Origin of the sequence: Bacillus sp. FSL K6-2971 (assembly GCF_038006405.1) — a bacterium.
In the GTDB taxonomy this organism is placed as follows: Bacteria; Bacillota; Bacilli; order Bacillales; family Bacillaceae; genus Bacillus; species Bacillus pumilus.
Map to the genome: position 1 here is coordinate 3,288,151 of NZ_JBBOVD010000001.1, position 23,755 is coordinate 3,311,905.

Genomic DNA, 23,755 nt, shown 5'->3' on the forward strand with positions numbered 1-23,755 from the left:
TATCATATCTTAGTCGCAGGTTGAGGGATTTATGAATACTATTTACTATCCGAAGCTTTTTACACGTTGTGGACAAATTACGAGGATTGGGTGAGGAATATATGCCACATCATCATGAGATGAACGAAGTAGAAAAAACAGCAAGACGCCGTTTACAAGAACGAGGCGTATCCATTCAAGATATAGCAGACCTTGTCTACTTTTTACAGGAAAAATATCATCCTGGCTTAGACATGACAGAATGCATCCACAATGTGGAGCGTGTCATCGCAAAACGAGAAGTCCAAAATGCGATATTAACAGGCATCGAACTAGACGTACTCGCCGAGCAAAAAAAACTGACCGAGCCGCTTCAGTCTATTCTAGAAACAGACGAAAGCCTGTATGGTGTTGATGAAATTTTATCGTTTGCTATCGTCAATATTTATGGTTCGATTGGCTTTACGAATTACGGATATATCGATAAAGAAAAACCAGGAATTCTCGGGACACTCAACGATAAATCCACAGGAGAGTGCCACACCTTTTTAGATGACATTGTCGGCGCCATTGCTGCTGCAGCATCAAGCAGGCTGGCACATAGTGCGAGAAATGTGGAATAAAGCAAAAAAGAGGACGCGCGCATAACGCTTGTCCTCTTTTTTTATGATCATCGCTCAATCCACTCTGATAATGAATCAATGACATAGGTTGGCTGTTTGTCATATTTCTGAAGCAGCTCTTTTGTTGTCACGCCTGTATGAACGAGTAATGTGTCCATTCCTGCATTCATCCCTGCCATAATATCCGTATCATAGTTATCGCCCACCATGAGCGTCTCAGACACATCGGTCCCGAGCACCCGCATGGCTTGTTCCATGATGATGGATTCTGGTTTTCCGATAAATGTTGGCTGGACTGTAGTGGTAACGGTCAATACAGATGTTAACGAGCCGTTGCCTGGCAAAAGCCCTCTTTCTGTTGGAATAGCAATGTCTCCATTTGTTGAAACAAATTGTGCGCCTTGACGGATGGCAATCGCACCGACTGCGAATTTTTCATATGTAATGTCGCGGTCAATTCCAACAACAACGAAATCAGCGTCTTCCTGACCAAACGTCAGCCCTTTTTCTTCAATGGCCTGCTTGATTCCTTCTTCACCGATGACATAAACAGACGCGTCTTTCTTTTGTTCGGCAATATAATTGGCTGTTGCCATACTTGTTGTAAAGACTTGTTCTTCTGTTGCTGGGATATTGAATGAAAAAAGTTTTTCTGCTACCTGCTTTGGCGTGCGTGACGAGTTATTCGTGACAAACAAGTAGGGAATGTTTAGCTCATTTAACTTTTGAACAAATTGACCTGCTTCTTCAATCTTTTCTGTTCCTTTATACATCGTCCCGTCTAAATCAATTAAATAGCCTTTGTATTTCATGATGCTCACATCTCCAATGGTTTATTTAAATGCTGATACTGGGCCAAGCTCCTGCTCTAAGTAGGTACGGATGCGGTTTGGGAAAACCTGTAGCGCATGCTCAACCTCGCTGATCACCTGCAGCAAGTCGTGATGAACCACTTCTTGGTATTGCTGTACAAGTGTTTTACGGCACGAGACAAGCTTTTTCAACTGACTGCCTTCCTCTTCTGGTACAACCTTTTCATCAACAAGAATATCCATGATGTCATCATAGCTTCCTGGATCACGCATAATAAAGCCATCAATCATGTCATTTCCTGTATCAAGAATACATTCGACGAGCAAATGAACAATTCGTTCCAGCGCTTTTTTCTCTAGTGGACTTGTCCATGTTTGATGACTACGCATCAACTCATATTGATCCTCGAAAAAACGTAATGTCTCTTCAATTTTTTTTCTGTCTACGAAATACATCATGACGCTCCCCTTTGCGTTATTTTCTGATTCGTTTTAAGACAAAATAGGCACAGCCAAAATTACAGTATTCATAAATGTATTCATCGAGTGTGCTGATTTTTGTATCAAATGTGGCCTTTTGGTTTTGGTCATCAAAGAACCCCTTCAATCTCAGCTGATTGTAGCCCCAGTCCCCCACAATATAATCGTACTTATTTAAAATATCTGAGTACCTTGCTTTAAACGCTTCTTCATCAAAACCGTCTTTAATATCTCTTACAAGATCAAAAGTAGCATTTTGAATGACGATCATCTTCTCACCTCTTTTTAAACGATCCATCTTTAATGATAATTCATTGGAAGAACTCCATCAATTGCTAAAGCATGTTTTTTCCGTTTTAGCCGAAGCTAAAGAAAAAAGGAGGTCACTTTTATGAAGAAACAACTGACAGCCGCGATTCTTCTCAGCATGCTTTTAGGCGGGTGCGGCTTTCAATCAGGTATGAACCGGCAAGTGGATGAAGATTCTTCAAGTAAAACCATCCGTTTGTCGGATCGTCATGAAGGGAATAATTCCAACATGCCAGAAGCAGACACAAACAGAGCAGGATATGTTCGTTATCAGCGCCAGCAAGTAACAGATCAGAAAGAAAGAACACCTGCTTTAAATCGCGAGCATCTTGCCCACGTTATTACAAGTTTAACTGTGCAGCTGCCAAACATCAAAGATGCAGCCACACTTGTGACAGATGAGGATGCACTGATTGTGTATCGAACAGGCAACAAAAACCGGGATGAATCTGCCGATCAAGTAAAGAAAACGGCGGTTTCTGTTCTCCCTCGTTATTATCATGTATACGTCTCTGATAATCCAGAGCACTTTCAATCCATTACCAATTTTTCACGTCTTCAAACCAATTCACGTGATTTTGATCAAATCTTAACCAAAACAATTCAACAAATGAAATATTCTCCTCAAGGTGGGGATATTTCTACGAAAGAAGATGCAAATGGTATGACGAATTCCGACCGTACCATGAGAAGAAATGCCCCTTACGGCCAAAATTAACACGAGAAAAAACGCCAGAGATCTCTGGCGTTTTCTTTGTTATGCTTGCGCCTGACGCTTTTTAGACGCTTCGTTTACTTGTTCATCTGCATGGTAGGAAGAGCGCACAAGCGGTCCAGCTTCACAATGACTAAAGCCTTTTGACATCGCAATTTCTTTCAGCTCTGCAAACTCATCCGGATGATAGTATTTTTGAACTTTTAGATGTTTTTTCGAAGGCTGTAAATACTGACCAATCGCCATAATATCGACGTTGTTAGCAAGAAGATCATCCATCACTTCAATGATTTCTTCCTTCGTTTCACCGAGTCCAATCATAATGCTTGATTTCGTTGGAATGTCGGGCTGCATTTCTTTTGCACGGCGCAAGAATTCTAATGAACGATCATATGTAGCACGCGCACGAACCCTTGGCGTTAATCTGCGAACGGTTTCAATATTGTGATTTAAAATGTCAGGACGTGTGTCCATTAACGTCTTCAAATTATCGTAATTGCCGCCCATATCTGAAGGGAGAACTTCAATTGTCGTAAATGGGCTTTTTCTTCTAATGGCACGAACGGTTTCAGCAAACACACCTGCTCCGCCATCCTTTTGGTCATCCCTTGCAACCGCTGTTATAACAGCATGCTTTAAGTTCATCAAAGCCACTGAATCTGCCACGCGTTCTGGCTCTTGCAGGTCTAGCTCAGTTGGAAGTCCAGTTTTCACCGCACAGAAACGGCATGCGCGCGTACAAACAGATCCAAGGATCATAAATGTAGCGGTTCTTCTCACTGCCCAGCATTCATGAATATTCGGACATTTTGCTTCCTCACAAACGGTATTCAGGTTGTTTTCCCGCATCATTTTTTTCAAACCGGTATAGTTTTCATTCGTATTCAGCTTAATTTTAAGCCAGTCCGGTTTTCTTACGTGCTCTTCCTTCTTTGCCAATTCCATCATCTCCATATGAATTCGTTAAAGGTGCATCTACAAAAATCTTCCTGCTATATACGATGGATGCAGCTAAGAAGCTGCAAAAAATTGAATCTTCGGCCTAAAGCCTTTTCTTTAGACACTTTAACATAGTACAGATTGAACAACAAGGGAATGAGCTGCAAAAATACCCAAAAGCCTCCTAAAAAAATCACAAGAAAATTACTAACATTTTCTTCTTATGAAATAGGGTGATCTAACCACACTAAACGGTAGAAGACGATGCTTGATGAAAGGAGATGGACGTTTGTGAAAGTGGTTTTAGCCATCATAATCGCTCTTTCAATGCTCCCTTTACCTGTTCATGCACAAGGGGAAGGCAAGCAGCCAGATGTACTAAAGCAGCGAATGGCACTATACGAAAAAGTCGCCATCACGACACAGGTTCCATGGTATGTACTTGCTGCGGTTGATCAGTATGAGCACAATATTCGAAAAAGCAGAAGAGATTTACCGAAACAAAAAGGCGTCATTGGTATCTACATTCCCCGGGAAATGTGGATCGGCCCTGAAAACCCGAATAAGCAGGATACCTCTCCTTTAAGCATTAAAGTGTTTGATGGAATTGGACTTGATGGAAACGGGGATGGAAAAGCGAACAGCGATGACGATGAGGATGTATTATTCACGTTTGCTCAATACTTGCTTCATTACGGCAACAGCATTGATCAATTAAAAATTGCTTTATGGGACTATTATGGACGAGATCAAACCGTTGGAATCATTTCATCTTTTATGAAGCTATATCAGCACTATGGTCATCTTGACCTCGGAAAGCACGCTTTCCCTCTTCCAGTCGGAGCTGACTACAGCTACCGGAGTACATGGGGAGATGCAAGAGGATTTGGAGGCAGAAGAATTCATGAGGGTACGGATTTATTTGCCCATTATGGACTTCCCGTTCGTGCGACATCGTATGGTGTGATTGAAATGAAAGGCTGGAACCGCTTTGGCGGCTGGCGGATTGGGATTCGAGATATTCATAACCATTATCATTACTTCGCTCATTTAAATGGCTTTGCAAAAGGACTCAAAGCAGGTCAAATTGTTGAACCCGGACAGGTCATTGGATCTGTCGGAAGCTCCGGTTATGGCCCTCCAGGCACAGCAGGAAAATTTCCGCCGCATCTTCACTATGGCATGTATAAAGACAATGGCAGAACTGAATGGTCTTTTGATCCATACCCTCATTTAAGGGCGTGGGAAAGAGCTGAGCGGAAACGACATTAAAGAAAAGGAGAAGTTTAGCGTTTTCGCACTCTTCTCCTTTTTCATGTCTAAGCAAGTTACTGCTCATTTTTCTCCTTCAAACCTAAAATTAAAAATAGAATTCCCATGATGAGAAAAATGAAATACACAACTGTTACTTCCAATGGAATCATGTCAAACATACCTCTAAAAATATCGATACTTAAACTTTCATTTCTGAGCAGTAAAATGGATGCTGTGATATATTTAGCACTAAATACTATGGCAAAAACCAAAAAACAAATACCACTTACATAAAGTTTCTTCATAAAGCTGCTCCCCCTAATAACAATTAAAATTGATCATGACACATTCATCCATATGGAATCAAGTAGTGAATGAGGTTTTTATTTACAATGACTGCACATCAAAAAACAGCCCAATCATTCCTTGGGCTGTTATTCTTTCTTCTCCTTTTTCTCTGGGAGAACAATCGATGGAGCGCCTGAGTTCGTTCCGCTGCCATTGTAATAATCTGGTACGTCTCCTTGAACGGCTTGGATGGAGACGGGAACTGAGTTTTTGACCACGATTGTTTCAGATGCAAACGGGATAATGACTCTCACCTTGACCTCGATTAGAACACTAATATCAATCAAGGCATTGTTGATGCCATAAGGCTTAATGTTTTTTTCAACGTCCGTATGCGGATCACCAATGACACTAAACCGTACAGGCACTTTTGGTCCTAGGTTGGCGATGAGTGCATTTCCGGACGCTTGCCCAAGCGGAATGTTATATATAATGCCATCATGTCCATCTGTTTGATCCTTTAATGCTTCTTTTGCCTCTTTTTGAAAGTTCCCCTTTTCAATGTCCTCTAAATTTTTTTGAAGATGACGTGACAGGTCAGCCATTGCTTTCGATGTTGCCTGCGCATTAAAATCGATGGTCGTTACTTTTCCGTTCTCACTTGTATTCATGACCACCATATCCTTCATATTCTCCTGATCGTCTGCAAAGTCTTGGACGGAATATTGAATCAGATGATTGGCGATACGTTCTGTTTCTAGTTCAGCAATGTGAATAAGGGTTGGTTTAATGGAGCGGTTAATAAAAAATAGACTAATGACGGTTGAGAGTACAAAGAATAAGATGGCAAGCAGCATGACGTATCGGAATGGCAAAGGGCCCTTTTTATAGGGGCGATAGCGGCGGTTCATTCTCAATAAAAAATCCCCCCTTCTCCACTACAAGTGTATGCAGACAGGCGGGGGGATAGGAATCATCTCTCCATTTTATTTGACCATTTTTAATAAGGCGTCTCTTCCAATGGTTCCAGCTGTAATGCCTAACGCTTCTGCAGCGTATGTCACAGATTCTAAAGGGGCATCAAGCAATTGCTCTATCGTTCTCACACCAACTGCTCTCCCTGCGATAATGCCTCTATCTGCAAGCTTTTCATTTAAGAGCCCGACATCCAGTGCACCGCACATGATATATCCATGTTCATTTGTCACTGCCATAAAATTCGTTTTCGGCAGTTTGACGGTGACGGCTGTAAAGGAATGTCCATCGATTGTTATAGGTGTTAAATTCACCAAATCCCTTCACTCCTCTCATCACAATCTATGTGACAAGAGGGCGAGTGTTGTTAGGCTATAGCGGATTTCATGTGGCTTCCTTCAGGCGCCAAGTAAGCACATCACGTAAAAATTCCGGCATGAAATATTCAATGTGTTCATGGTCACGGATATGAGGAAATAGAGAGCCTAATGTATACATATCGACTGTGCCAACCGTATATAAGGCGTCTTTTCTGATCAATTGATCGTGCACAAAAACATCCTTTACCCGTTTGGTTTCGCCTTCTTCTACTGTATAAGTGAGGCCGCTATACAACATTTTCCCCATCAGTTCACCTCTAAAGCCAAAGCCCTTGATGCGTAGCTGTTCCATTTTTTCTTCACATGCACGCCGAACGGTTTCGATGAGCTGTTGACCGGAAAGCGTCACCCTAATTGGGTTAATGGGATGCGGGCAGATTCGATGGACTTCTTCTCTTGTCACGATTCCTGCCTCTAATGAATCAAGCACCATGCCTGCATTCATCATGCCGATATCTGCCCCGCACCAATCTTTAATGGCATCTGTTAAGAGCTGCGGAAGCGGGGATTCATCAAACCACTTCGTTTCTAGCCTTGATTCAATCGCTGTTACTTTCTCCTGCATGAGGGCTTTCGCTCTTCTCTCTGCTTGGTGTAAGGTAGTGATCGCTTCATCTGATTCACTGATCAGCTGATCCACTGACTGCACCGTTGCTTTTTTCTCGATTAACTCTTTGCTCGCTGTATCAATGGTCAGCTCGACACAGCCAATATAATGCCCATACTTTTCAGCGCATGCAAGCAGTACCCCATTGTCCATTTCACCCTGTTCTAACAAATGATGCGTGTGTGAGCCTAGGATAATATCGATGTCTGGAAAATCACGGGCGACCTCCCGATCATGGATGATACCAAGATGGGATAAGAGCACAATGATATCCGCTTGTCCCTTCACTTCCTGCAGCATGTCCCGTATGCTGTCAAACGGATCTGTCATCTCCCAGCCCAGCTTTTCATAGACAGGTGTATACGCAATGGTCACGCCTAAGAGACATATTTTCAGTCCGTTTTCCATTTGGATTATATGATAAGGCTTTGCCCACGATGGCCTTTTGCCTTTCTCAAATAAATTAGACAGGATCACTGGAAATTGTGCATGCTCGTACAATTGATCGAGCTGATCATGAGGCAGCGTAATGCCTTCATTATTCCCAATCGTGACCCCATCATAGCCAAGTTGATTGAGAAGCTTGACGTTTACCTTTCCATAATCAGCTTCTGACACAAGGTTCACTCGGTCCATATGATCGCCAATATCAAACAAGAGCATCTGATCGTGAACTTGACGCTTTTCCTCAATATAAGCTGCGATTTTTGGCCAGTTCTCAAAGTGGCTGTGCAAGTCGTTTGTATGATATAACCATAGCTTCTGCAGCATGTTGATCTCTCCCTCAAGTTGTCACTGAACCGTCTCATTCAAATTGAAAGCCGCAGCTCTCATTTAACTAAATAAATCTAACTGCTTCGGAGAAAGGCTTGAATACGTAATATCCAGCAAATCAATCATCTGCTGGCCATTCGTCGCTGCATCTCCGCCGGAGTTATTATTAAACACGACATAGACATCTTTTGATTGCTGATGCAGGATGTCGAGATTCTTTTTCCACTCTTTTAATTCAGCTTCATTATATAAATATAAGTATCGCACTTCACGCCAATTTTCATGATCTGCTGGGTGAAGCCAGCCCTGTTTATTTCTTCCGTGAAAACGGACCAATGTTTTATCACGGTGCGTAGCTTGTATGACTGGCGGAATAGAGCCTTCTCCAACTTGCGGCTCATCACAGACAGAATGAATCCAGCCTTCTTTTTCCATAAAGGACAAGGTCTGCTCATAAAATTCATCTGAGAACCATGTGCGGTTACGGAATTCGAGGGCACACGGAATGTCCCCCATCTTCTCTTTACACCATCTTAAATAAAGGACGTTCTCTTTTTTGCAATCAAACCATGGTGGAAATTGAAATAGAACCATGGCTAGTTTCCCTTCACGAATGAGCGGAGTCAATGAAAGGATAAATGCGTCAAACATCTCTTCCTTCGAAGTAAACGGAATTTCGCCCCTCTGATGACCAGTCATTCCTTGATATGCTTTCACGACAAACTGAAAGGTATCTGGCGTATCCTTGATCCACTTTTCATGATTACGTTCAGGCTGAACTGCATAAAAGCTGGCATCCAGCTCCACAATGGGAAACGTAGATGAATAGTGAAACAGCTTTTGCGCGCTGCCGATTTTCGGCGGATAAAGACTGTCATGGTCACCCCAGCCAGTTAATCCGATATAAATCATGTTTCTCACCTCTTGCCACTTTCATGTATAGACGGCTTCCTCACATGAAAGCCTTTTTCTCTTGGGATACCCATCTTTCTGAAAGAAATTCTTCTGTCTACAACATATCATATTTGCCGGTAATTCTGAATGAAGATGACTGATGGTATGTGATTTTATTATGAGTTCTGTTTGTCATATTAGTTGACAACATTCTATCTAAAATGATGTGAGCTGATAACATAATATATATCAGAGAAGTGAACAGTGATTGTCCATTTATTTATTCATCTTCACCAAGAACTTAAGTTCTCAATAAAGGAGACTTAGTGGATATGAACATAGACGATAACCAGTTTGAAGCATTGCAAAAAATCGCCGAAAAGATTCACAAGCCTGTCTATTTGTGTAACCAGCATGGGCGTCTTCTCTGCAACTCGCACATCACGAGCCCAGATTGGATACGCATTCTCCCCTTTTTCCAAAGCAGGACACCTCATTATTTTTCGATAATAGATACGAAGCAAACCTTTTCTGTCTTTCCGATTGATCTAACCGAACAAACATGCGAGTATGTGATCACCCCTTCCTTCATTCTTCCGCTGGATGAAACACTGCAAGTCATCATTGACCAAGCAGTACACGAAATCTCGATTGCGCGAATGAGACAATATACTGCCCAGCAAACGGCCAAGCGTGCCAGAAATGAAGGGTTTCGCAGATGGATAGAGGGTCCATCGTATTCTCAGCAAGACGCTGCATACATTGCGAAGGCGTTTGGATTAAATGTAGATAGCAGCTATCTATGTATGATCTGTCAGCTTGATCAGTATCATGAGACCACTCATTTTTTGAAGCAGCAACTGATGTTAGAACAAGTCGTTGATCTGCTCGACAGCGCACTTCCAAGCTCTCCTTTCCCTTCCTTTTTATTTGTCAAAGGTGATATGGGCATTGTATTAATGGAAGAGACGAGCAGTTGGTCAGAGATGAGTGAAAGGCTCCTTTCTTTTTTGAAACAGCTGCAGATGCTCGTTAGCATTCAAGTAAATCACACCATTTCCTTTGGCGCGAGCTTGACTAGTTGTCGCATCACCCATCTGTCTGAGGGCTATAGTGAAGCATTAGAAGCGCTTCAAGCCGGACATCTCTCGGCGCAGTGGGAATATATTCAGTTCTATCAGGCAAAGGATGTGCCAGATTTATTAAAGCTTATTCCAGGAAAGGACTTAGTCACGTTTCACCAGATGCACCTTCACCCGTTATATGAAGCCGGTCAAAATCTCCTCCACACCTTATCTGTCTATTTAGAAACGCATTGCCACATTTCAGAAACAGCAAAACGTTTGTCTATTCATCGCAACACGGTCATTTATCGATTGGAGAAGTGTGAGGAGCTGCTTCGGATCAGCTTAAAAGACCCTGAAACCACATTAAGGCTGCGCTTAGCATTACGTATTCAGATGCTTCTTTCACCCCATCCTGATTGAATGTTTTCTTCCGAAGCTTCATATAGTTTGGAGGAGAAAGTGATACACAAGGAGGGATGATAAATGGATGATGAGCTGCGTCACATCCCGCAGCCAATTCGAGAGGATGGCGCTGGTGCCACCGATCTAGGCCCGCGGGACGTCCTTCGAGATATTGAGAACCCAGATATGCTTGTTCCACCTAAAACAGATGCCGGAACCATTCCCAATTTGAAATTTTCATATTCCGATACACATATGCATTTGAATCATGGCGGCTGGTCGAGAGAAATTACGAATCGAGAGCTGCCTGTTTCCACAACGATTGCGGGTGTCAATATGCGGCTGACTCGAGGCGGAGTGCGAGAGCTTCATTGGCATAAGCAGGCTGAATGGGCGTATATGATTTTAGGAAAAGCCCGCATCACCTCTGTAGATGCAGAAGGGCGAAATATGATCGCTGATGTAGCAGAAGGAGATTTATGGTATTTCCCCCCAGGTATTCCGCACTCCATTCAAGGACTTGAGGACGGGTGTGAATTTCTTTTAGTCTTTGATGATGGCGCTTTTTCTGAATTTGATACGTTCACCATCACAGACTGGTTTGCCCATACACCGAAAAACATTCTCTCCGACAATTTTGGCGTTCCTGAGAAGCTGTTTGATGATATTCCGAATAAGCAGCGCTACATGTTTCAAGGCTCTCCGCCAGCATCATTAGAAAGCCAAACGGTATCTGATCCATACGGAAGTATCGAGCCGCCATTTACGTACCAGCTGCTTCGCCAAAAACCGCTGACGACCTCTGGTGGAACTGTCCGCATCGTCGATTCACGAAATTTCCCGGTTTCAAAAACCATTGCAGCTGCGCTTGTTGAAGTAAAGCCTAACGGCATGAGAGAAATGCACTGGCACCCTAATAATGATGAGTGGCAATACTATTTAACCGGTACAGCCAAAATGACGGTCTTTGGAGCCGGGGGCACTGCCCGCACCTTTAATTACAGAGCAGGTGATGTCGGATATGTTCCTTTTGGTATGGGACATTACATCCAAAATATCGGCCAAACGAGCCTTTGGTTTTTAGAAATTTTTAAAAGTGATCGCTTTGCAGATATTTCGTTGAATCAGTGGATGGCCTTAACCCCTCCTCAATTAGTGAAAGAGCATTTGCATGTAGATGATGCCATGATTCGTGCGCTTCATAAAGAAAAATCACCTGTCGTGACATATAAAAGGTGATGACCATTATAAAAAAACCGATCCATCTGTGCTGATCGGTTTTTTATAATTGAATTTTAAGAAATTGCAGAAGGATGCTGCACTTTTTTTCCCCACACGATGGATGCAATGAAGCTTATGCAAAGCACCAGTGTTCCAAGCATAAAAGGAAACTCGATATTCACATCAAATAAAATCCCCGCAAGGCTCGGTCCGACAATATTGGCAAGGCTCATAAAGGATGTATTGAGGCCGCCCGCTACTCCTTGCTGATTACCTGCCATTTTGGACAGCAATGTATTGAGGGCTGGACGAACAAATGAAGTAGCCGACAAAAATAAAATAGAGCCTGCAAAGATCAGCCAAAAGGACGGCGCAACACGGCAGACGATGAGCATCAAAGCCGCTCCAAGCAGTGCATAACGCACGACGCGCATTTCACCAAATCGTTTCACAGAGGCATTCACCAACGCACCTTGGACAAGCACGCCAGCAAGACCCGCAACCGTAATCACAAACGCAATATCCTTCGGTGTAAATCCATGTTTTTGGTCTACATATAAGCCAAAAATCGATTCAAAATGAATGATGCCAAAATTGAGGACAAACGCCAATATAAACAAAAAACCGTACGATGTCTTTAAAGCTTGCATCATTTGTACAAACGGGTTGAAATGAATGTCTTTGTTTAACCGTGCTTCTTCCTGCTTTTCCTTTGTTAATGTTTCAGGTAAAAACAGGATGGATAATAGGGTAGAAAGAGCTGCAAAGGAACCTGCGATGAGAAAAGGAAAAGCAATTCCGTACTCGACCAAATAGCCGCCTACGCCTGGTCCAATGACAAAGCCTAACGTCATTGCTGCACTAAATAGCCCCATTCCTTTCCCTCGATCCTTCTCACTTGTGATATCAGCGATGTATGCAAACATGGCTGGCATGAGTAAAGCCCCGGCTGCACCACCTAAAAACCGAGACACAAACAGCATCCAAAGCTGATCTGCAAATGCAAAAATAAACTGGGCAATGGTAAAGCCGGCAATCCCGGCAATGATCAATTTTCTACGTCCAAATCGATCGGTCAATGCGCCTGCAACCGGCGATAAAGCAAACTGTGTAAGACCAGTTGCAGCGACAAGAAAACCGAGTGTTTTTCCAGTTGCGCCAAAGGCTTCAATGTAACTTGGCATGACAGGGACAATGAGGCCAAACCCAAGCATGGCAATAAAAATATTGAGCATCAAAATATATAATCTGCCCATTTTCTTCATATCAAAAAACCTCTTTCTGCAAAATAAATGAAAATGATGACAAAAATGATCAGAACTTCTTCAGTATAGCGATATCACTGTCTATAAGTCTAGTTTTTCAAAATTTAGTTTTCTTTTCCAAATAAAAAAATACCCGCAAATAGCGAGTATCCGTCTGACTTTATTCATCTTGTTCATAGATAGAAAGAGCCGCCTGAAGCCCTGCGCCGCAATGGATAGATGCACCGTGTTTGATTAGAATTGCTTCCAGCCCTGCTAACACAAACAGCACATTTTCTTTTCGGCAGCTATAGCCCATTGTGCCAATTCTCCATATACGTCCGGCTAGCGGTCCAAAGGAGCTGGCAATTTCAATACCAAAATGCTTAAGCAGATCGGCACGTACCGCTTCTCCATCCATACCACTTGGAATTTCAATACATGTCACAACTGGCATTTTACAATGTGGATCACCGAACAATTCAAGTCCCATCGCTTCAAGGCCTTTCATCAAGGCTTTCTCGTGAAATGCGTGCCTTTGGAAACGCTCAGACAGACCTTCTTCCAGCACAACACGAACCCCTTCACGAAGTGCATAGAGCATCGTTGTCGCTTCTGTATGATGATTTAATCGCCTAGGGCTCCAATAATCCTGGAGCTGGCTGAGATCAAAGTAATTGCTTTTAATTGGAGAAATATCCATTTGCTCTTGCAATTCATCCTGTGTCGCAATTCCCTTTTCCACTTTCTTTCTCGATTCAACGACAGTTGCCACCCGGTCATTATACGTGATAGGTGACATGCCTGATGGAACAGACAAGCACTTCTGCGTACCACCAATTGCCGCATCAATCTTCCATTCGTCCACTTTCACCTGGACCCCGCCAATGGTTGCTACAGCGTCTACAATGAACAAAGCATCTAGTGCTCGGCACGCTTCACCAATTTGCTCAAGCGGCTGCAACCGTCCGGTGGATGTTTCACCATGGACCATCGCAACGATTTTAGGCCTGATCTGCTTCATTTCCTGAATGATATCGCTAGGGTCAAAAACCGTTCCCCATTCACATTCCATTGTATGTACATCAGCCCCATAGCGCTGTCCTATTTCAATGAGAAGATGACCGAACCGGCCAAAAACAGGCACAAGCATTGAATCTCCCGGCTCAATAACACTGGCAAGCACAGCTTCAAGCCCTGAACGAGACGTGCCGTCAATTGGAAAAGCCCATTCATTTTCTGTTTGGAAAAGGGACCGCAATAAGGTCATCGTCTCATTCATAATATGTGTAAATGCTGGATCAAATTGACCGAGAATGGGCGTACTCATTACACGGAGCACCCTGGGATCTACTTCAACAGGTCCTGGTGTCATAATCGTTCTTGAAGGTATTTGCAGTTCTTTCACGTTATCCATCCTTTCCCTTGCTGTCATCCTATATGCCCACTTATACAGTAATGCTGATAAAATAGCAATCTCTTTTCCTATGAACTCATTACATAAAATTTACGATAAATCCATTTATTTCTTTCTGGCATTATGATAGAAATAAAGAGAATACATTCCCTATCAAGGAGGAAATCGAATGAAGAGAACCTTATTTGGAACTGTGGCTGCCGGAATCATGATATTCGGTACGTTAGCCGCCCCACTGCCGCAAGCTGCGAATGCTCAAAGCTTTACTCTGAATGAACCGAGCCAAACCATCACATTTTCCCCGTTACAGCTTCAAAACGAAACATCTGCACAACAAGCGAAAATAACCGCTACAAGTCAAATCGATTCCTATTATCAATCTGCTAATGGCAAATCAGGACCCGCTTTAAAGAAAGCTTTACACGATATTATTGATCATCATAAGCAGCTATCCTACAGCCAAGTTTGGGATGCCTTAAAGAAAACAGATGAAGATCCAAAAAATCCAAACAACGTGCTCTTGCTCTATAGTGGTGTCTCTCGCTCAAAGCAAGCGAATGGCGGAAATGTTGGCCAGTGGAACCGGGAGCATGTCTGGGCTAAGTCACACGGAAATTTTGGGACAAGCCAGGGCCCAGGTACAGATCTCCATCATCTGCGAGCAACAGACGTGCAAACGAATAGCACACGAGGAAATTTAGATTTTGATCTGGGCGGAAATGAATACAAGGGAGCGCCGGGCAACTTCTACGATAGCGACTCATTCGAACCTCATAGCCGGGTGAAAGGGGATGTGGCAAGAATGCTCTTTTATATGGCGGTGCGGTACGAAGGAGATGACCGCTTTCCAGATTTAGAATTAAACGACAAAGTGAATAATGGTAGCGCCCCTCTTCACGGCAAAATGTCCGTACTTCTCAAGTGGCACAAACAAGATCCTGTCGATCAAATCGAACGGAACCGCAACGAGATCATTTATCAAACATACCAGAACAACCGCAATCCCTTTATCGATCACCCAGAATGGGCAAGTGAGATTTGGGAATAAAAAAGAAAGGCACTGCTACGAACAAGCAGTGCCTTTCTTTTTATCAAGAGGACAGACAAGACAATAATCGAGACTCTCCGATTTTTTCTCTAGCTTATAATACATACAGCAAGTCTTACGGTTGGATGTTACTAGTAAACTGTCATCTAAGTTTAAGCTGTGATGAAATGGATTTTGTTTTGCTCCGAATACATCACCAGCTGCTTGCTTCAGATACAGATAATCCTCCCGCACGCGCTGCTTCACCGCAGGGTCTTCAGCCTCCCGCATCATGCTGCGATAAAGAGAATTGATACGAACCGCTATATTCTCCCACAAAATGGTATACGGAAGTCTTGACGTACGCTTCAGTACATCTAAAAGAGGTGTGACACACTCCGTAAACAGCGCATGCACAACCTGCTCTCTCCATTCATATCGATCTCCTTCTAATGGAACAAACGAACACAATGACTCATCAATTTCAATTTTCCGATCCTCTCTAAAGACACATGCCTCCGGTGGAAACTGATAGACACCGTCATACAACGTCATCATGTACAAAGAGGAACTGACGGCTAAGTAAGCATAACGCTTTGAAAACATCGACGCCGCTACAGCTAAATTCGGTGCATGCATAGCTTCCTTTTCAGCCTCTAATAAACGCAGGACAGATGCTTCTGAAAAAAGCGCAGCAAGTGTGCGATCAGATGTCATTGGTTCATTTGTGATGTGTACCCCGAAATCAAGTAATTCTCTCTCAACCCACTCTGGCCTCATATCAAAACCTCCATCTTTCGTTTATCGATTTCGTTGTTGGTATAACAAATAAATAAAGAACGGTGCCCCAATTGCGGCCGTGAATACACCTGCTGGTACATCTAACGGTAGAAAAGCCGTTCTAGCGACTAAATCTGCGAGCATCACGAGAATACTTCCAACAAGCGCAGATGCCGGGACCAGCGCAATGAACGAACGGCCGATGATCATCCGTGCAACATGCGGTGCCATGAGTCCAACAAATTCAATACCGCCAGCAAAAGCAACGGCAATCCCCGCCAATGTCACACTCATCAGCAGAAAGAATAACCGTTTTGCCTGCACTTTCACCCCGAGACCTGTTGCGAGATCATCTCCAAGCTCCTTCACATTCATCGTTCTTGCTAACACCATGACAATCGGTAAAATGATCATGATCCAAGGAAGCATCGACGTGACGTCCTTCATCGTAGAACCATATAAACTGCCTGTCAGCCAGATATATGACTTTGTCGTCGTCATCGTATCACTAAGAACAAGAGTAAACGTCACACACGCCTTCATAATGGCAGAAATCCCAATTCCCATTAGGACAAGTGTAATCGGCTTGACCCCTTTTTTCCATGAAAGCAAATAAATCAGACACGAGACAGCAAAAGCCCCTGCAATCGCCCATAAGGATTGATACGCAATAGGCACAGTGCCCATCCAAAAAACAATAAACATAATCGCACCGAACGAAGCACCACTCGTAATCCCAATGATGTCAGGCGATGCAAGCGGATTGCGAATTAAACCTTGCAAAATAAGCCCTGATACCGCAAGCGCGGCCCCCACTAAGACAGCCAGCAGTGTTCTTGGAATCCTCAGTGTATTGAGCACAAAAGTATTTCCCTCTCCCTGACCGATTATATGAAGAAGCACATCCACAGGCGAAATAAATCGGCTGCCCATACAGAGACTGAGAATAAATAACCCAAAAGCAATGGCCGTCAATAAAAGTAAAATCAAAAACGTCCGCTTTGAAAATTGAAATGAAATGCGCCCGCCCTTTGAACGCACTGTATATGTTTTAGCCACCTGTCTTCAACCCCTTGCGCACGAGATAAACAAATAGAGGCGCTCCTGCTACCGCCGTCATGACACCAATCGGCACTTCCTGCGGCATGATCAGAAAACGAGCCGCAAGGTCTGCGACAAGTAAAAGCGACGCCCCCACAACGGCACAATACGGCAGTACCCAGCGGTGGTCAGGTCCGACAAGCTTTTTCACAATATGTGGCACTAGAAAACCAACAAACCCAATCGATCCTGCGACAGCGACGGAACCACCTGCTAAGAAGACGACGAGTACCCCCATCGTGATTTTCAGCACCAGGGTACGCTGACCAAGCCCCTTTGCAATATCATCTCCTGACAAAAGGACATTGATGGAGCGTCCAAGAAGCAGCGCCACAACTGTTGCACCTAAAATATAAGGCAAAACAGGCAGCAGCATATCAATGCTTCTTCCAGACACTGAACCCGCCATCCAGAACAGGATGCTTTGAATCGACTGTTCATTCACGATTAAAAGACCTTGTGTAAAGGACGCAAACAGTGCAGATATCGCCGCACCTGCAAGGACAATTTTGACCGGTGTCAATCCATCTCTTCCAATGGAGCCCAAAAGAAAAACGAGCATCCCTGCAATTGCCGCACCTAAAAAGGCTGTCCACATATAGCCTGTTAATGACTCTGTTGAAAAGAAAACAATCGAAATGACGATAAAAAATAGTCCACCTGCATTAATTCCTAACAAATCTGGCGCTGCAAGCGGATTTCTCGTTAATGCCTGCATCAGTGCACCTGAAATCGCTAGACTTGATCCAACAACTGTTGCAATTAAAGCTCTTGATAATCTGGATGTCATGACAATGACACTGTTTGGATCCGATTCATCAAAATGAAGAAACGCATGGATGGTGGCTTTGAGGGAAATCGAGGTTTGCCCAAGAGAAATGCTGAGTATAAAAAAGACCACCATCAATACGACGAATCCAGCAAACAGCAGCGCCTTGCTCGAATCCTTTTTTAATAAACTTCTCATCTGATTCCCGCTTTCAATCTGTTATGGAAAAAGGAGAAAATGGTTTTTCACATTTTCTCCTCTGTTATCCTTATTTATCAATTCCGAGACGATCATCAATATCATCAAGCATCATGTTTGCAGCGATAATACCGCCGCCCATGTTCCAAGTGATTTCATCGACTTTATGCACTTGTTTCGCTTTCACTGCGTCAAGCTGCTTCCATAAAGGATGACTCGTCCACTCTTTATATGCTTTTTCAACGGCTTTATCTTGATCATCCATGAAGTAATAGATGACATCTGCATCCATTTGCGGAATGCTCTCTTTGTCTGTCAGTGTAATGATGTCTTGCTTTTTATCTTTGACATTCTTAGGTCCTTCAAAGCCTAGCTCTGTTAAAATTGACCCTGCGAATCCAGTTTGATAGATTCTAGCATGATCTGCACGGAAGTTCACTACAGACACACTCATTGGCCAGTTTTTGATGTCTTTTTTCGCTTTTTCTTTGAAGTCAGCGACGCGGTCATCCCACTTCGTTAGCAATTCTTTTGACTTGTCTTGCTGATTTAACGCTTCACCCATTAATTTCACTGTATCTTTAAATGTGAACACTGTTTCTGTTGCAACAGTTGGAGCGATTTCTTTCAGCTGATCAAAAATTTGCTCATGGCGGACTTTTGATGCAATGATCAAATCTGGGTTAAGCTTTTCAATTTCCTCTAAGTTTGGCTGTATTTCCTGCCCAACAATTTTGACATCCTTTAAGTCATCTCTTAAATATTTATACGTAGGTGCCTCAAGCCAAGATTCTACAACACCCACTGGTTTAATGCCCATCGCGACTGCTGCATCGGTTGCTCCTTGGTACAGCGTCACCACACGTTTAGGCGATCCTTTAATTTCAGTTGAACCGATAGCGCTTTCAACGGTTCTCGTTTTCTCTTTACTATCTGACTTGCCTTCACTGCTATTGCTGCCGCAAGCTGCAAGTAAAACGATGGAGAGCACAACTAATAGCGACCAAAAAGATTTTTTGAACATGTACCTCACCTATCCATTCTATATGTAGTCATATCGTTTGATAACGATTCTCATTATCACACTATGATTTTATCATAGAAAAGGATGGTGTCAATGTAAATTTTTAAGAAAAAGGGAGAGTGTTGACTAGTTGTTCATACTAAATAGAACGATTCCATATTTGGATGCCACTTCCAATCCGTTTTCCCGCTTCTAGTAACACCGACAAATGGGTATGTCCATCCATCACTTCATAGACTGATTGTTTTCTAATCGTTTCATCAGGCAGCTCATGATAGGCAGGAAATTTTTCTATATCATACAGCTCATCATCACTTCCTACTAACATCGCATATGGCCGATCCATCATCGCAAATTGTTTTTTAGGTACAGATGGGGTTAAGGCAAGTGCTAGATTGACGGTGATGGCTGTCAACAAAAGCGGGTCTTGCTCAACTGCCCATGCCGGATAATGAAAACGCACGGCTTCAGAATGACTCATCAACAATCCTTTTGTCATGGCAGACAGCACGAATTTCCATACTTGAACGGTTGCAAAAGGGATTTGATTAGGGCTCGCAGTGCCTGATTGATAGCCAAATTCAGGGGCAATAAAAAAGTAACCGTCTACTTCTCTTTTTTTCGGCCAAAATAGGTAGTTTAGCAGTAATCCCGCTCCAGATGAATGACCGCAGAGATAAACGGCTCCTTTATGCTGCTGTTTGACCGTATCCACAAACTGCGAAATATCGTGCCACACATCTGTGACACTAGGTGTATCACCCTTTTTCCCTTCCGAATGGCCGTGACCTCTTAAATCGATTAAAAACGTATTCACATGAAAATCATGTTGCAGCGTATCGGCGATATGCTCGTAACCAGCTAGGCTGTGAGCGCCTCCGCCATGGATCAAAATGACATTTGCCACGTTCTTTTTTTCTGCTAAAAACGGATAATACGCAAGGCTTGTGCCGTCGTGTGATGGCATGAATTGTCTTTCTGGAATCTGAACAGGAGCTGCCTGCTGCATACTTGCAAATGAGAACGGTTCTGTCTCGATATCTTTCAATTTTTTTCGCTCCTTCAAACAGAAGCGAGAATGGCCAGCAAGCGCTAGTCATCCTCATTCCTATATCCTAATGAGTGATATTCCGCAATGGGAAGGTTTTACTTTCAATGATGCCGAAGATTTGGACTCTTTATCTGGATATTTGATTTCAACTTATAAGAATAGATTAAAATAACCAACTATATGAAATTTCTTTTTCGTAATAAACTTTGAATAGTTCTCATACGATCGCTCCCTGTTGGTAGAATACTGACGATGAATGTCGATGAAAAGAAAGACTTCACTACTACTGATTGACAGGAAAACAAAATGCCAGTGTGCGAAATTCAGCTAAGAGTCAGATTACCACACACCTGCTTAGCGAGACTAAGCAGGTAATAGACCTTTTTAAATACTTTAATTCTTCATACAAAAGTTAACAAATAAAAAAGATTGTAGAAAAACATGAGTTCTCTACAATCTTAGAGTATAAGTTTTTTACTTATAGCCTTTTATCTTTATTCAATAACTTGATTCACAAATTCTTTATTTGCTGTTAGATATAAACCTTCTGATGTTTTGAGTCTCGGGATTAAATTCTTTGTAAATTCTATAGAGTGTACTTCAATTAAATCGTTTTTTTTCAAAACAGAAATAGGATCTTTTTTGAAGTTTTTAGTTTCATACAAATTGCATTTTTTTAATATTTTTACTCTTTGCGGAATGTCAGTAATGTAATTCACTAACTGATCCAATTCTATTTCTTGTATAAACTTTTTATTAGCTGTAATAAATTGATTCGTATTTAAAATTAATCTAGGAGTACCTTTTTTACTATAGGTAATATCTTTAATTTTTAAAAGTTGTCCCTTTTCAATTTCATGCCCTATAAAGTGTTTAAAATCACGATCATCATAAACTTTAATCTTTGAAGTTGTAACAACTGATACAGGTGCTTTGTTTATATAAAGGTCAAGATTTATATTTTTATGATTTTTTTCTTGTATAAATTCAATTTTGAATTTTTGCCTATTTAATTGATGTAATGGATTCGCACTAGGGTATGTTGCATTAACTATGACAGGATTATAACGATCATATATTATGACAATATTATAGTCATAATCAATTTTATCGAGGTCGTTCAATTTAATATAAACTATATTGTCTTTTATAATTGTTGGTACTTCTTTTTCATTTAAATCGTTACCTAGTTCAACTAATAACACTTTATTTACAAGCTTCTGTGAATCACAATAAATACGGACGGTTTCATACATTTCCCCATCTACTCTTTTAGTTCCATCATATACTGCAAAAAAAGGTTCGCATATTCGTTTATCATATGAGATTGAAGGCGGCAAAGTATAATAAACCTTATTATCTTCTATATATTTATTAGCTGCTCCTTCATTTGTTAAGATAAGAAGATAATCTAACAATTGTTCTTCTTCTTGATTTGAAATAAGTTGAAACAAAAGAGCAAGTTTATCACATTGAATAAAATCCTCAATATTCAATCCATTTCTTTTCATTAATTTAACTAAACGGAAAAAGAGTTCATAATATTTATTTTTTTCTTCACTTATGATAAATCGTTTTCTCTTAAAAAGTCTAATTAAAAAATCAAGCTCAATAATTCTATTTATGGCATTATATGCTGCTTGTTTTGGAATGTCTAATTTCAAGACTGCTTCTAGTACTTTTAAATTATATTCTGTTTTTTCAAGTATACTTGTCTCTCCAACAAGAGATTGATTAAATTTATATCGATTAATATGGTATACAGGAATTGTATTCATAGACGCTGTTTTGCATTTAGAGATGAGTTCAATAAAGAATAATTTATCTTCTCCATACTTCATATGTTTAAACTCAATTTGATGATTGTCCACAATCGATTTTTTAAAGATTTTTGCAGGCGGACCTACAGATCTAAAAATTTTGTCTATTTCATATGGAATTAACCTATTTTTTTCTTCGAAGGAAGTAAACCTTGCTCCTTTTTTGATTGCATGATCTGTATGTTTTACTAGTAGACCAAAAGCTATATCGGCATCATTTTTTTCTGCTTGAAGTAATAATTTCGGAAAGCCCTCTTTATCTAGCCAATCATCTGCATCAAGAAGTGTTATAAACTTTCCTTTTGCTTCTGAAATTCCTACATTTCGCGGTAAGGAAGGACTGCCTGAGTTCTTACTTAATTGAATTAATTTTATAAATGAATGTTGTTTTTGAAATTCTTTCAAAATATCAACAGATAAATCTGTTGAGCAATCATCTACAAAAATGGCTTCTACTTTCTCTTTATCAAAATTAATATTGATAATGGAGTTAACACAATTCTTTAAGAATTTTTCTTTATTGTATACAGGAATGATTATCGATAATAATTTCTCCATATAAGACCTCTACTTTCAATCATCTTGCTTCCAGACAATCTTCTAAATTTAGTTTCCTATTTTAAATTATATACTTTTATAAGAAATCCAACAAAAATTTTATTGTTAAATAAAGATAAAGATTTTCTATAGCAATAACATAGTATTTTAGAGTATTTTACCATAGAAAATGATGGTGTAGAAGAAAGTACACTCCAAAAAAAGTTTCACAACAAATAAATTAACATATTAAATGATTCATATATACCTACTTTATAAGAAAAGCCTGACTTTGTATAATACCAATGACTTATTTTAACGCTTGTTTGTTTAAAGTATAGGGAATTGTTCTACTAAAAAACTTTGCATTCAATCGCCACCTGTTCCTAGAATCATGATGATGAATGTCGTTGGAAGGAAAACGCTTCTAAAGCATATAAGAATACGTACATCAGATAAATTGCTTTTTAAAAACCTTTTTCATCCCGCTGATCACTCAACTAAATACACTTCTATTCATTAATAGACAGATGACGACTAAGTGTTCACCTCGTCAATACCCTTACACGAAAAAAGACGAACGGCAATCGTTCGTCTTCTTCCCTCACTTCACTTCTTCATGCTCCTGCGCGGTATGTCGTTTATTGGCGATAAAGAGTGCACAGGTCATAGCAAGAATGGCGAGCGCCCACCAGAACGTCGATACAGCCTCTTCATGATCGATGATAATCAAACGGATGACAGCTGTGATGCCGATATAAATAAAGTAGCGAAGCGGGAAATGAAAGTTGGATTTAAAGTATTTTATAATTAAGGCAATAAACTCAAAATACATAAAGAAGATCAGCAGTTCTCCAAGCATCCCATAATAGCTTTCTCCTTTGTTAAACAAAGTTTTGTAGACGAATTGGACAATATACCAAGTTTCACTAATTAAGAGGACGCTTAATGCAATGGCCAGAAAGAATAGACAGATATTCAGAAGACCTTGCAAGAGATCGGGTACCTTTTGGAAGTTGTTGAATCGTTTCATTAGATTGTCTCTCCATTCCATGTTATTCATTTGTG

Annotated in this window: 24 protein-coding genes; 6 read left to right on the plus strand and 18 right to left on the minus strand. The window is 41.3% G+C overall.

Annotated elements, in window-relative coordinates; all coding sequences use genetic code 11:
• Positions 1-101 precede the first annotated feature (101 nt).
• On the plus strand, positions 102-602 hold the full coding sequence (locus MHI33_RS17665) for a phosphatidylglycerophosphatase A family protein (protein ID WP_113768044.1): 501 nt from the start codon (positions 102-104) through the stop codon (positions 600-602).
• 47 nt (positions 603-649) lie between these two features.
• Here MHI33_RS17665 and MHI33_RS17670 read toward each other — a convergent pair whose 3' ends face one another.
• From MHI33_RS17670 to MHI33_RS17680, 3 genes are read right to left on the minus strand one after another with little or no spacing between them, the layout of a single operon-like run.
• Positions 650-1,417 carry a TIGR01457 family HAD-type hydrolase gene (locus MHI33_RS17670; RefSeq protein ID WP_340913863.1) on the minus strand — a complete coding sequence of 256 codons (768 nt, stop codon included), beginning with the start codon at positions 1,415-1,417 and terminating at the stop codon, positions 650-652.
• 18 nt (positions 1,418-1,435) lie between these two features.
• Positions 1,436-1,870 (minus strand): DUF86 domain-containing protein, encoded by a 435-nt coding sequence (locus MHI33_RS17675; protein ID WP_126740932.1) that lies wholly within the window; start codon positions 1,868-1,870, stop codon positions 1,436-1,438.
• Between the two features lie 19 nt (positions 1,871-1,889).
• Positions 1,890-2,165, minus strand: coding sequence for a YutD family protein (locus MHI33_RS17680; protein WP_003213192.1), 276 nt, complete (start codon positions 2,163-2,165; stop codon positions 1,890-1,892).
• A gap of 120 nt (positions 2,166-2,285) precedes the next feature.
• Between MHI33_RS17680 and MHI33_RS17685 the strand changes: the two genes are divergently transcribed.
• Entirely contained in the window at positions 2,286-2,921 is a 636-nt protein-coding gene (locus MHI33_RS17685; RefSeq protein ID WP_185106880.1) for a YhcN/YlaJ family sporulation lipoprotein, read from the plus strand.
• A gap of 39 nt (positions 2,922-2,960) precedes the next feature.
• On the opposite strand, the gene lipA is transcribed toward MHI33_RS17685, so the two are convergent.
• Complete coding sequence (gene lipA / locus MHI33_RS17690; protein WP_034317455.1) at positions 2,961-3,857, minus strand: lipoyl synthase; 897 nt, start codon at positions 3,855-3,857, stop codon at positions 2,961-2,963.
• A 327-nt stretch (positions 3,858-4,184) separates the two neighbouring features.
• On the opposite strand from lipA, the gene MHI33_RS17695 reads away from it, so the two are divergent.
• Entirely contained in the window at positions 4,185-5,129 is a 945-nt protein-coding gene (locus MHI33_RS17695; RefSeq protein WP_223250688.1) for a M23 family metallopeptidase, read from the plus strand.
• Between the two features lie 56 nt (positions 5,130-5,185).
• Here MHI33_RS17695 and MHI33_RS17700 read toward each other — a convergent pair whose 3' ends face one another.
• From MHI33_RS17700 to MHI33_RS17720, 5 genes are all read right to left on the minus strand, one after another.
• Complete coding sequence (locus MHI33_RS17700; RefSeq protein ID WP_113768047.1) at positions 5,186-5,416, minus strand: hypothetical protein; 231 nt, start codon at positions 5,414-5,416, stop codon at positions 5,186-5,188.
• A gap of 129 nt (positions 5,417-5,545) precedes the next feature.
• Positions 5,546-6,310, minus strand: a complete 765-nt coding sequence (gene yunB, locus MHI33_RS17705; RefSeq protein ID WP_034282711.1) for a sporulation protein YunB — start codon at positions 6,308-6,310, stop codon at positions 5,546-5,548.
• A 75-nt stretch (positions 6,311-6,385) separates the two neighbouring features.
• Positions 6,386-6,691 carry a YunC family protein gene (locus MHI33_RS17710; RefSeq protein ID WP_012011159.1) on the minus strand — a complete coding sequence of 102 codons (306 nt, stop codon included), beginning with the start codon at positions 6,689-6,691 and terminating at the stop codon, positions 6,386-6,388.
• Between the two features lie 67 nt (positions 6,692-6,758).
• Entirely contained in the window at positions 6,759-8,132 is a 1,374-nt protein-coding gene (locus tag MHI33_RS17715; RefSeq protein WP_340912846.1) for a bifunctional metallophosphatase/5'-nucleotidase, read from the minus strand.
• A gap of 63 nt (positions 8,133-8,195) precedes the next feature.
• Positions 8,196-9,047, minus strand: a complete 852-nt coding sequence (locus tag MHI33_RS17720; RefSeq protein WP_278176430.1) for a DUF72 domain-containing protein — start codon at positions 9,045-9,047, stop codon at positions 8,196-8,198.
• Between the two features lie 314 nt (positions 9,048-9,361).
• On the opposite strand from MHI33_RS17720, the gene MHI33_RS17725 reads away from it, so the two are divergent.
• Both MHI33_RS17725 and MHI33_RS17730 read left to right on the plus strand, forming a co-directional pair.
• Positions 9,362-10,516: a PucR family transcriptional regulator gene (locus MHI33_RS17725; protein ID WP_126740862.1), complete on the plus strand. Its 1,155-nt coding sequence runs from the start codon at positions 9,362-9,364 to the stop codon at positions 10,514-10,516.
• A 63-nt stretch (positions 10,517-10,579) separates the two neighbouring features.
• The gene (locus tag MHI33_RS17730; RefSeq protein ID WP_340912851.1) at positions 10,580-11,737 is read left to right on the plus strand and encodes an oxalate decarboxylase family bicupin; all 1,158 of its coding nucleotides are present in this window, start codon (positions 10,580-10,582) and stop codon (positions 11,735-11,737) included.
• A gap of 56 nt (positions 11,738-11,793) precedes the next feature.
• Here MHI33_RS17730 and MHI33_RS17735 read toward each other — a convergent pair whose 3' ends face one another.
• Together MHI33_RS17735 and MHI33_RS17740 are read right to left on the minus strand one after the other, a co-directional pair.
• The gene (locus MHI33_RS17735) at positions 11,794-12,984 is read right to left on the minus strand and encodes a tetracycline resistance MFS efflux pump (RefSeq protein WP_044140861.1); all 1,191 of its coding nucleotides are present in this window, start codon (positions 12,982-12,984) and stop codon (positions 11,794-11,796) included.
• 160 nt (positions 12,985-13,144) lie between these two features.
• The gene (locus tag MHI33_RS17740) at positions 13,145-14,380 is read right to left on the minus strand and encodes a pyridoxal-phosphate-dependent aminotransferase family protein (RefSeq protein ID WP_217012196.1); all 1,236 of its coding nucleotides are present in this window, start codon (positions 14,378-14,380) and stop codon (positions 13,145-13,147) included.
• 169 nt (positions 14,381-14,549) lie between these two features.
• Here MHI33_RS17740 and MHI33_RS17745 point away from each other — a divergent pair, with 169 nt between their 5' ends.
• The gene (locus MHI33_RS17745; protein WP_217012161.1) at positions 14,550-15,428 is read left to right on the plus strand and encodes an endonuclease I family protein; all 879 of its coding nucleotides are present in this window, start codon (positions 14,550-14,552) and stop codon (positions 15,426-15,428) included.
• 15 nt (positions 15,429-15,443) lie between these two features.
• Here the strand turns inward: MHI33_RS17745 and MHI33_RS17750 are convergent, their stop codons facing one another.
• The 7 genes from MHI33_RS17750 to psiE all read right to left on the minus strand — a co-directional run bounded on the left by MHI33_RS17750 (position 15,444) and on the right by psiE (position 23,720).
• Positions 15,444-16,187, minus strand: a complete 744-nt coding sequence (locus MHI33_RS17750) for an IucA/IucC family C-terminal-domain containing protein (protein ID WP_113768052.1) — start codon at positions 16,185-16,187, stop codon at positions 15,444-15,446.
• 21 nt (positions 16,188-16,208) lie between these two features.
• The gene (locus tag MHI33_RS17755; RefSeq protein ID WP_003212627.1) at positions 16,209-17,246 is read right to left on the minus strand and encodes a FecCD family ABC transporter permease; all 1,038 of its coding nucleotides are present in this window, start codon (positions 17,244-17,246) and stop codon (positions 16,209-16,211) included.
• On the minus strand, positions 17,239-18,255 hold the full coding sequence (locus MHI33_RS17760; protein WP_065098069.1) for a FecCD family ABC transporter permease: 1,017 nt from the start codon (positions 18,253-18,255) through the stop codon (positions 17,239-17,241). The genes MHI33_RS17755 and MHI33_RS17760 overlap by 8 nt, the downstream gene beginning before the upstream one ends.
• A gap of 70 nt (positions 18,256-18,325) precedes the next feature.
• Positions 18,326-19,279 (minus strand): ABC transporter substrate-binding protein, encoded by a 954-nt coding sequence (locus MHI33_RS17765; RefSeq protein WP_065098068.1) that lies wholly within the window; start codon positions 19,277-19,279, stop codon positions 18,326-18,328.
• Between the two features lie 139 nt (positions 19,280-19,418).
• Positions 19,419-20,327: an alpha/beta fold hydrolase gene (locus tag MHI33_RS17770; RefSeq protein ID WP_340912859.1), complete on the minus strand. Its 909-nt coding sequence runs from the start codon at positions 20,325-20,327 to the stop codon at positions 19,419-19,421.
• Between the two features lie 497 nt (positions 20,328-20,824).
• A complete protein-coding gene (locus MHI33_RS17775; protein ID WP_217012159.1) occupies positions 20,825-22,708 on the minus strand; it encodes a glycosyltransferase family 2 protein in 1,884 nt (627 codons plus the stop codon).
• A 583-nt stretch (positions 22,709-23,291) separates the two neighbouring features.
• On the minus strand, positions 23,292-23,720 hold the full coding sequence (gene psiE / locus MHI33_RS17780) for a phosphate-starvation-inducible protein PsiE (RefSeq protein WP_034659895.1): 429 nt from the start codon (positions 23,718-23,720) through the stop codon (positions 23,292-23,294).
• Positions 23,721-23,755 lie beyond the last annotated feature (35 nt).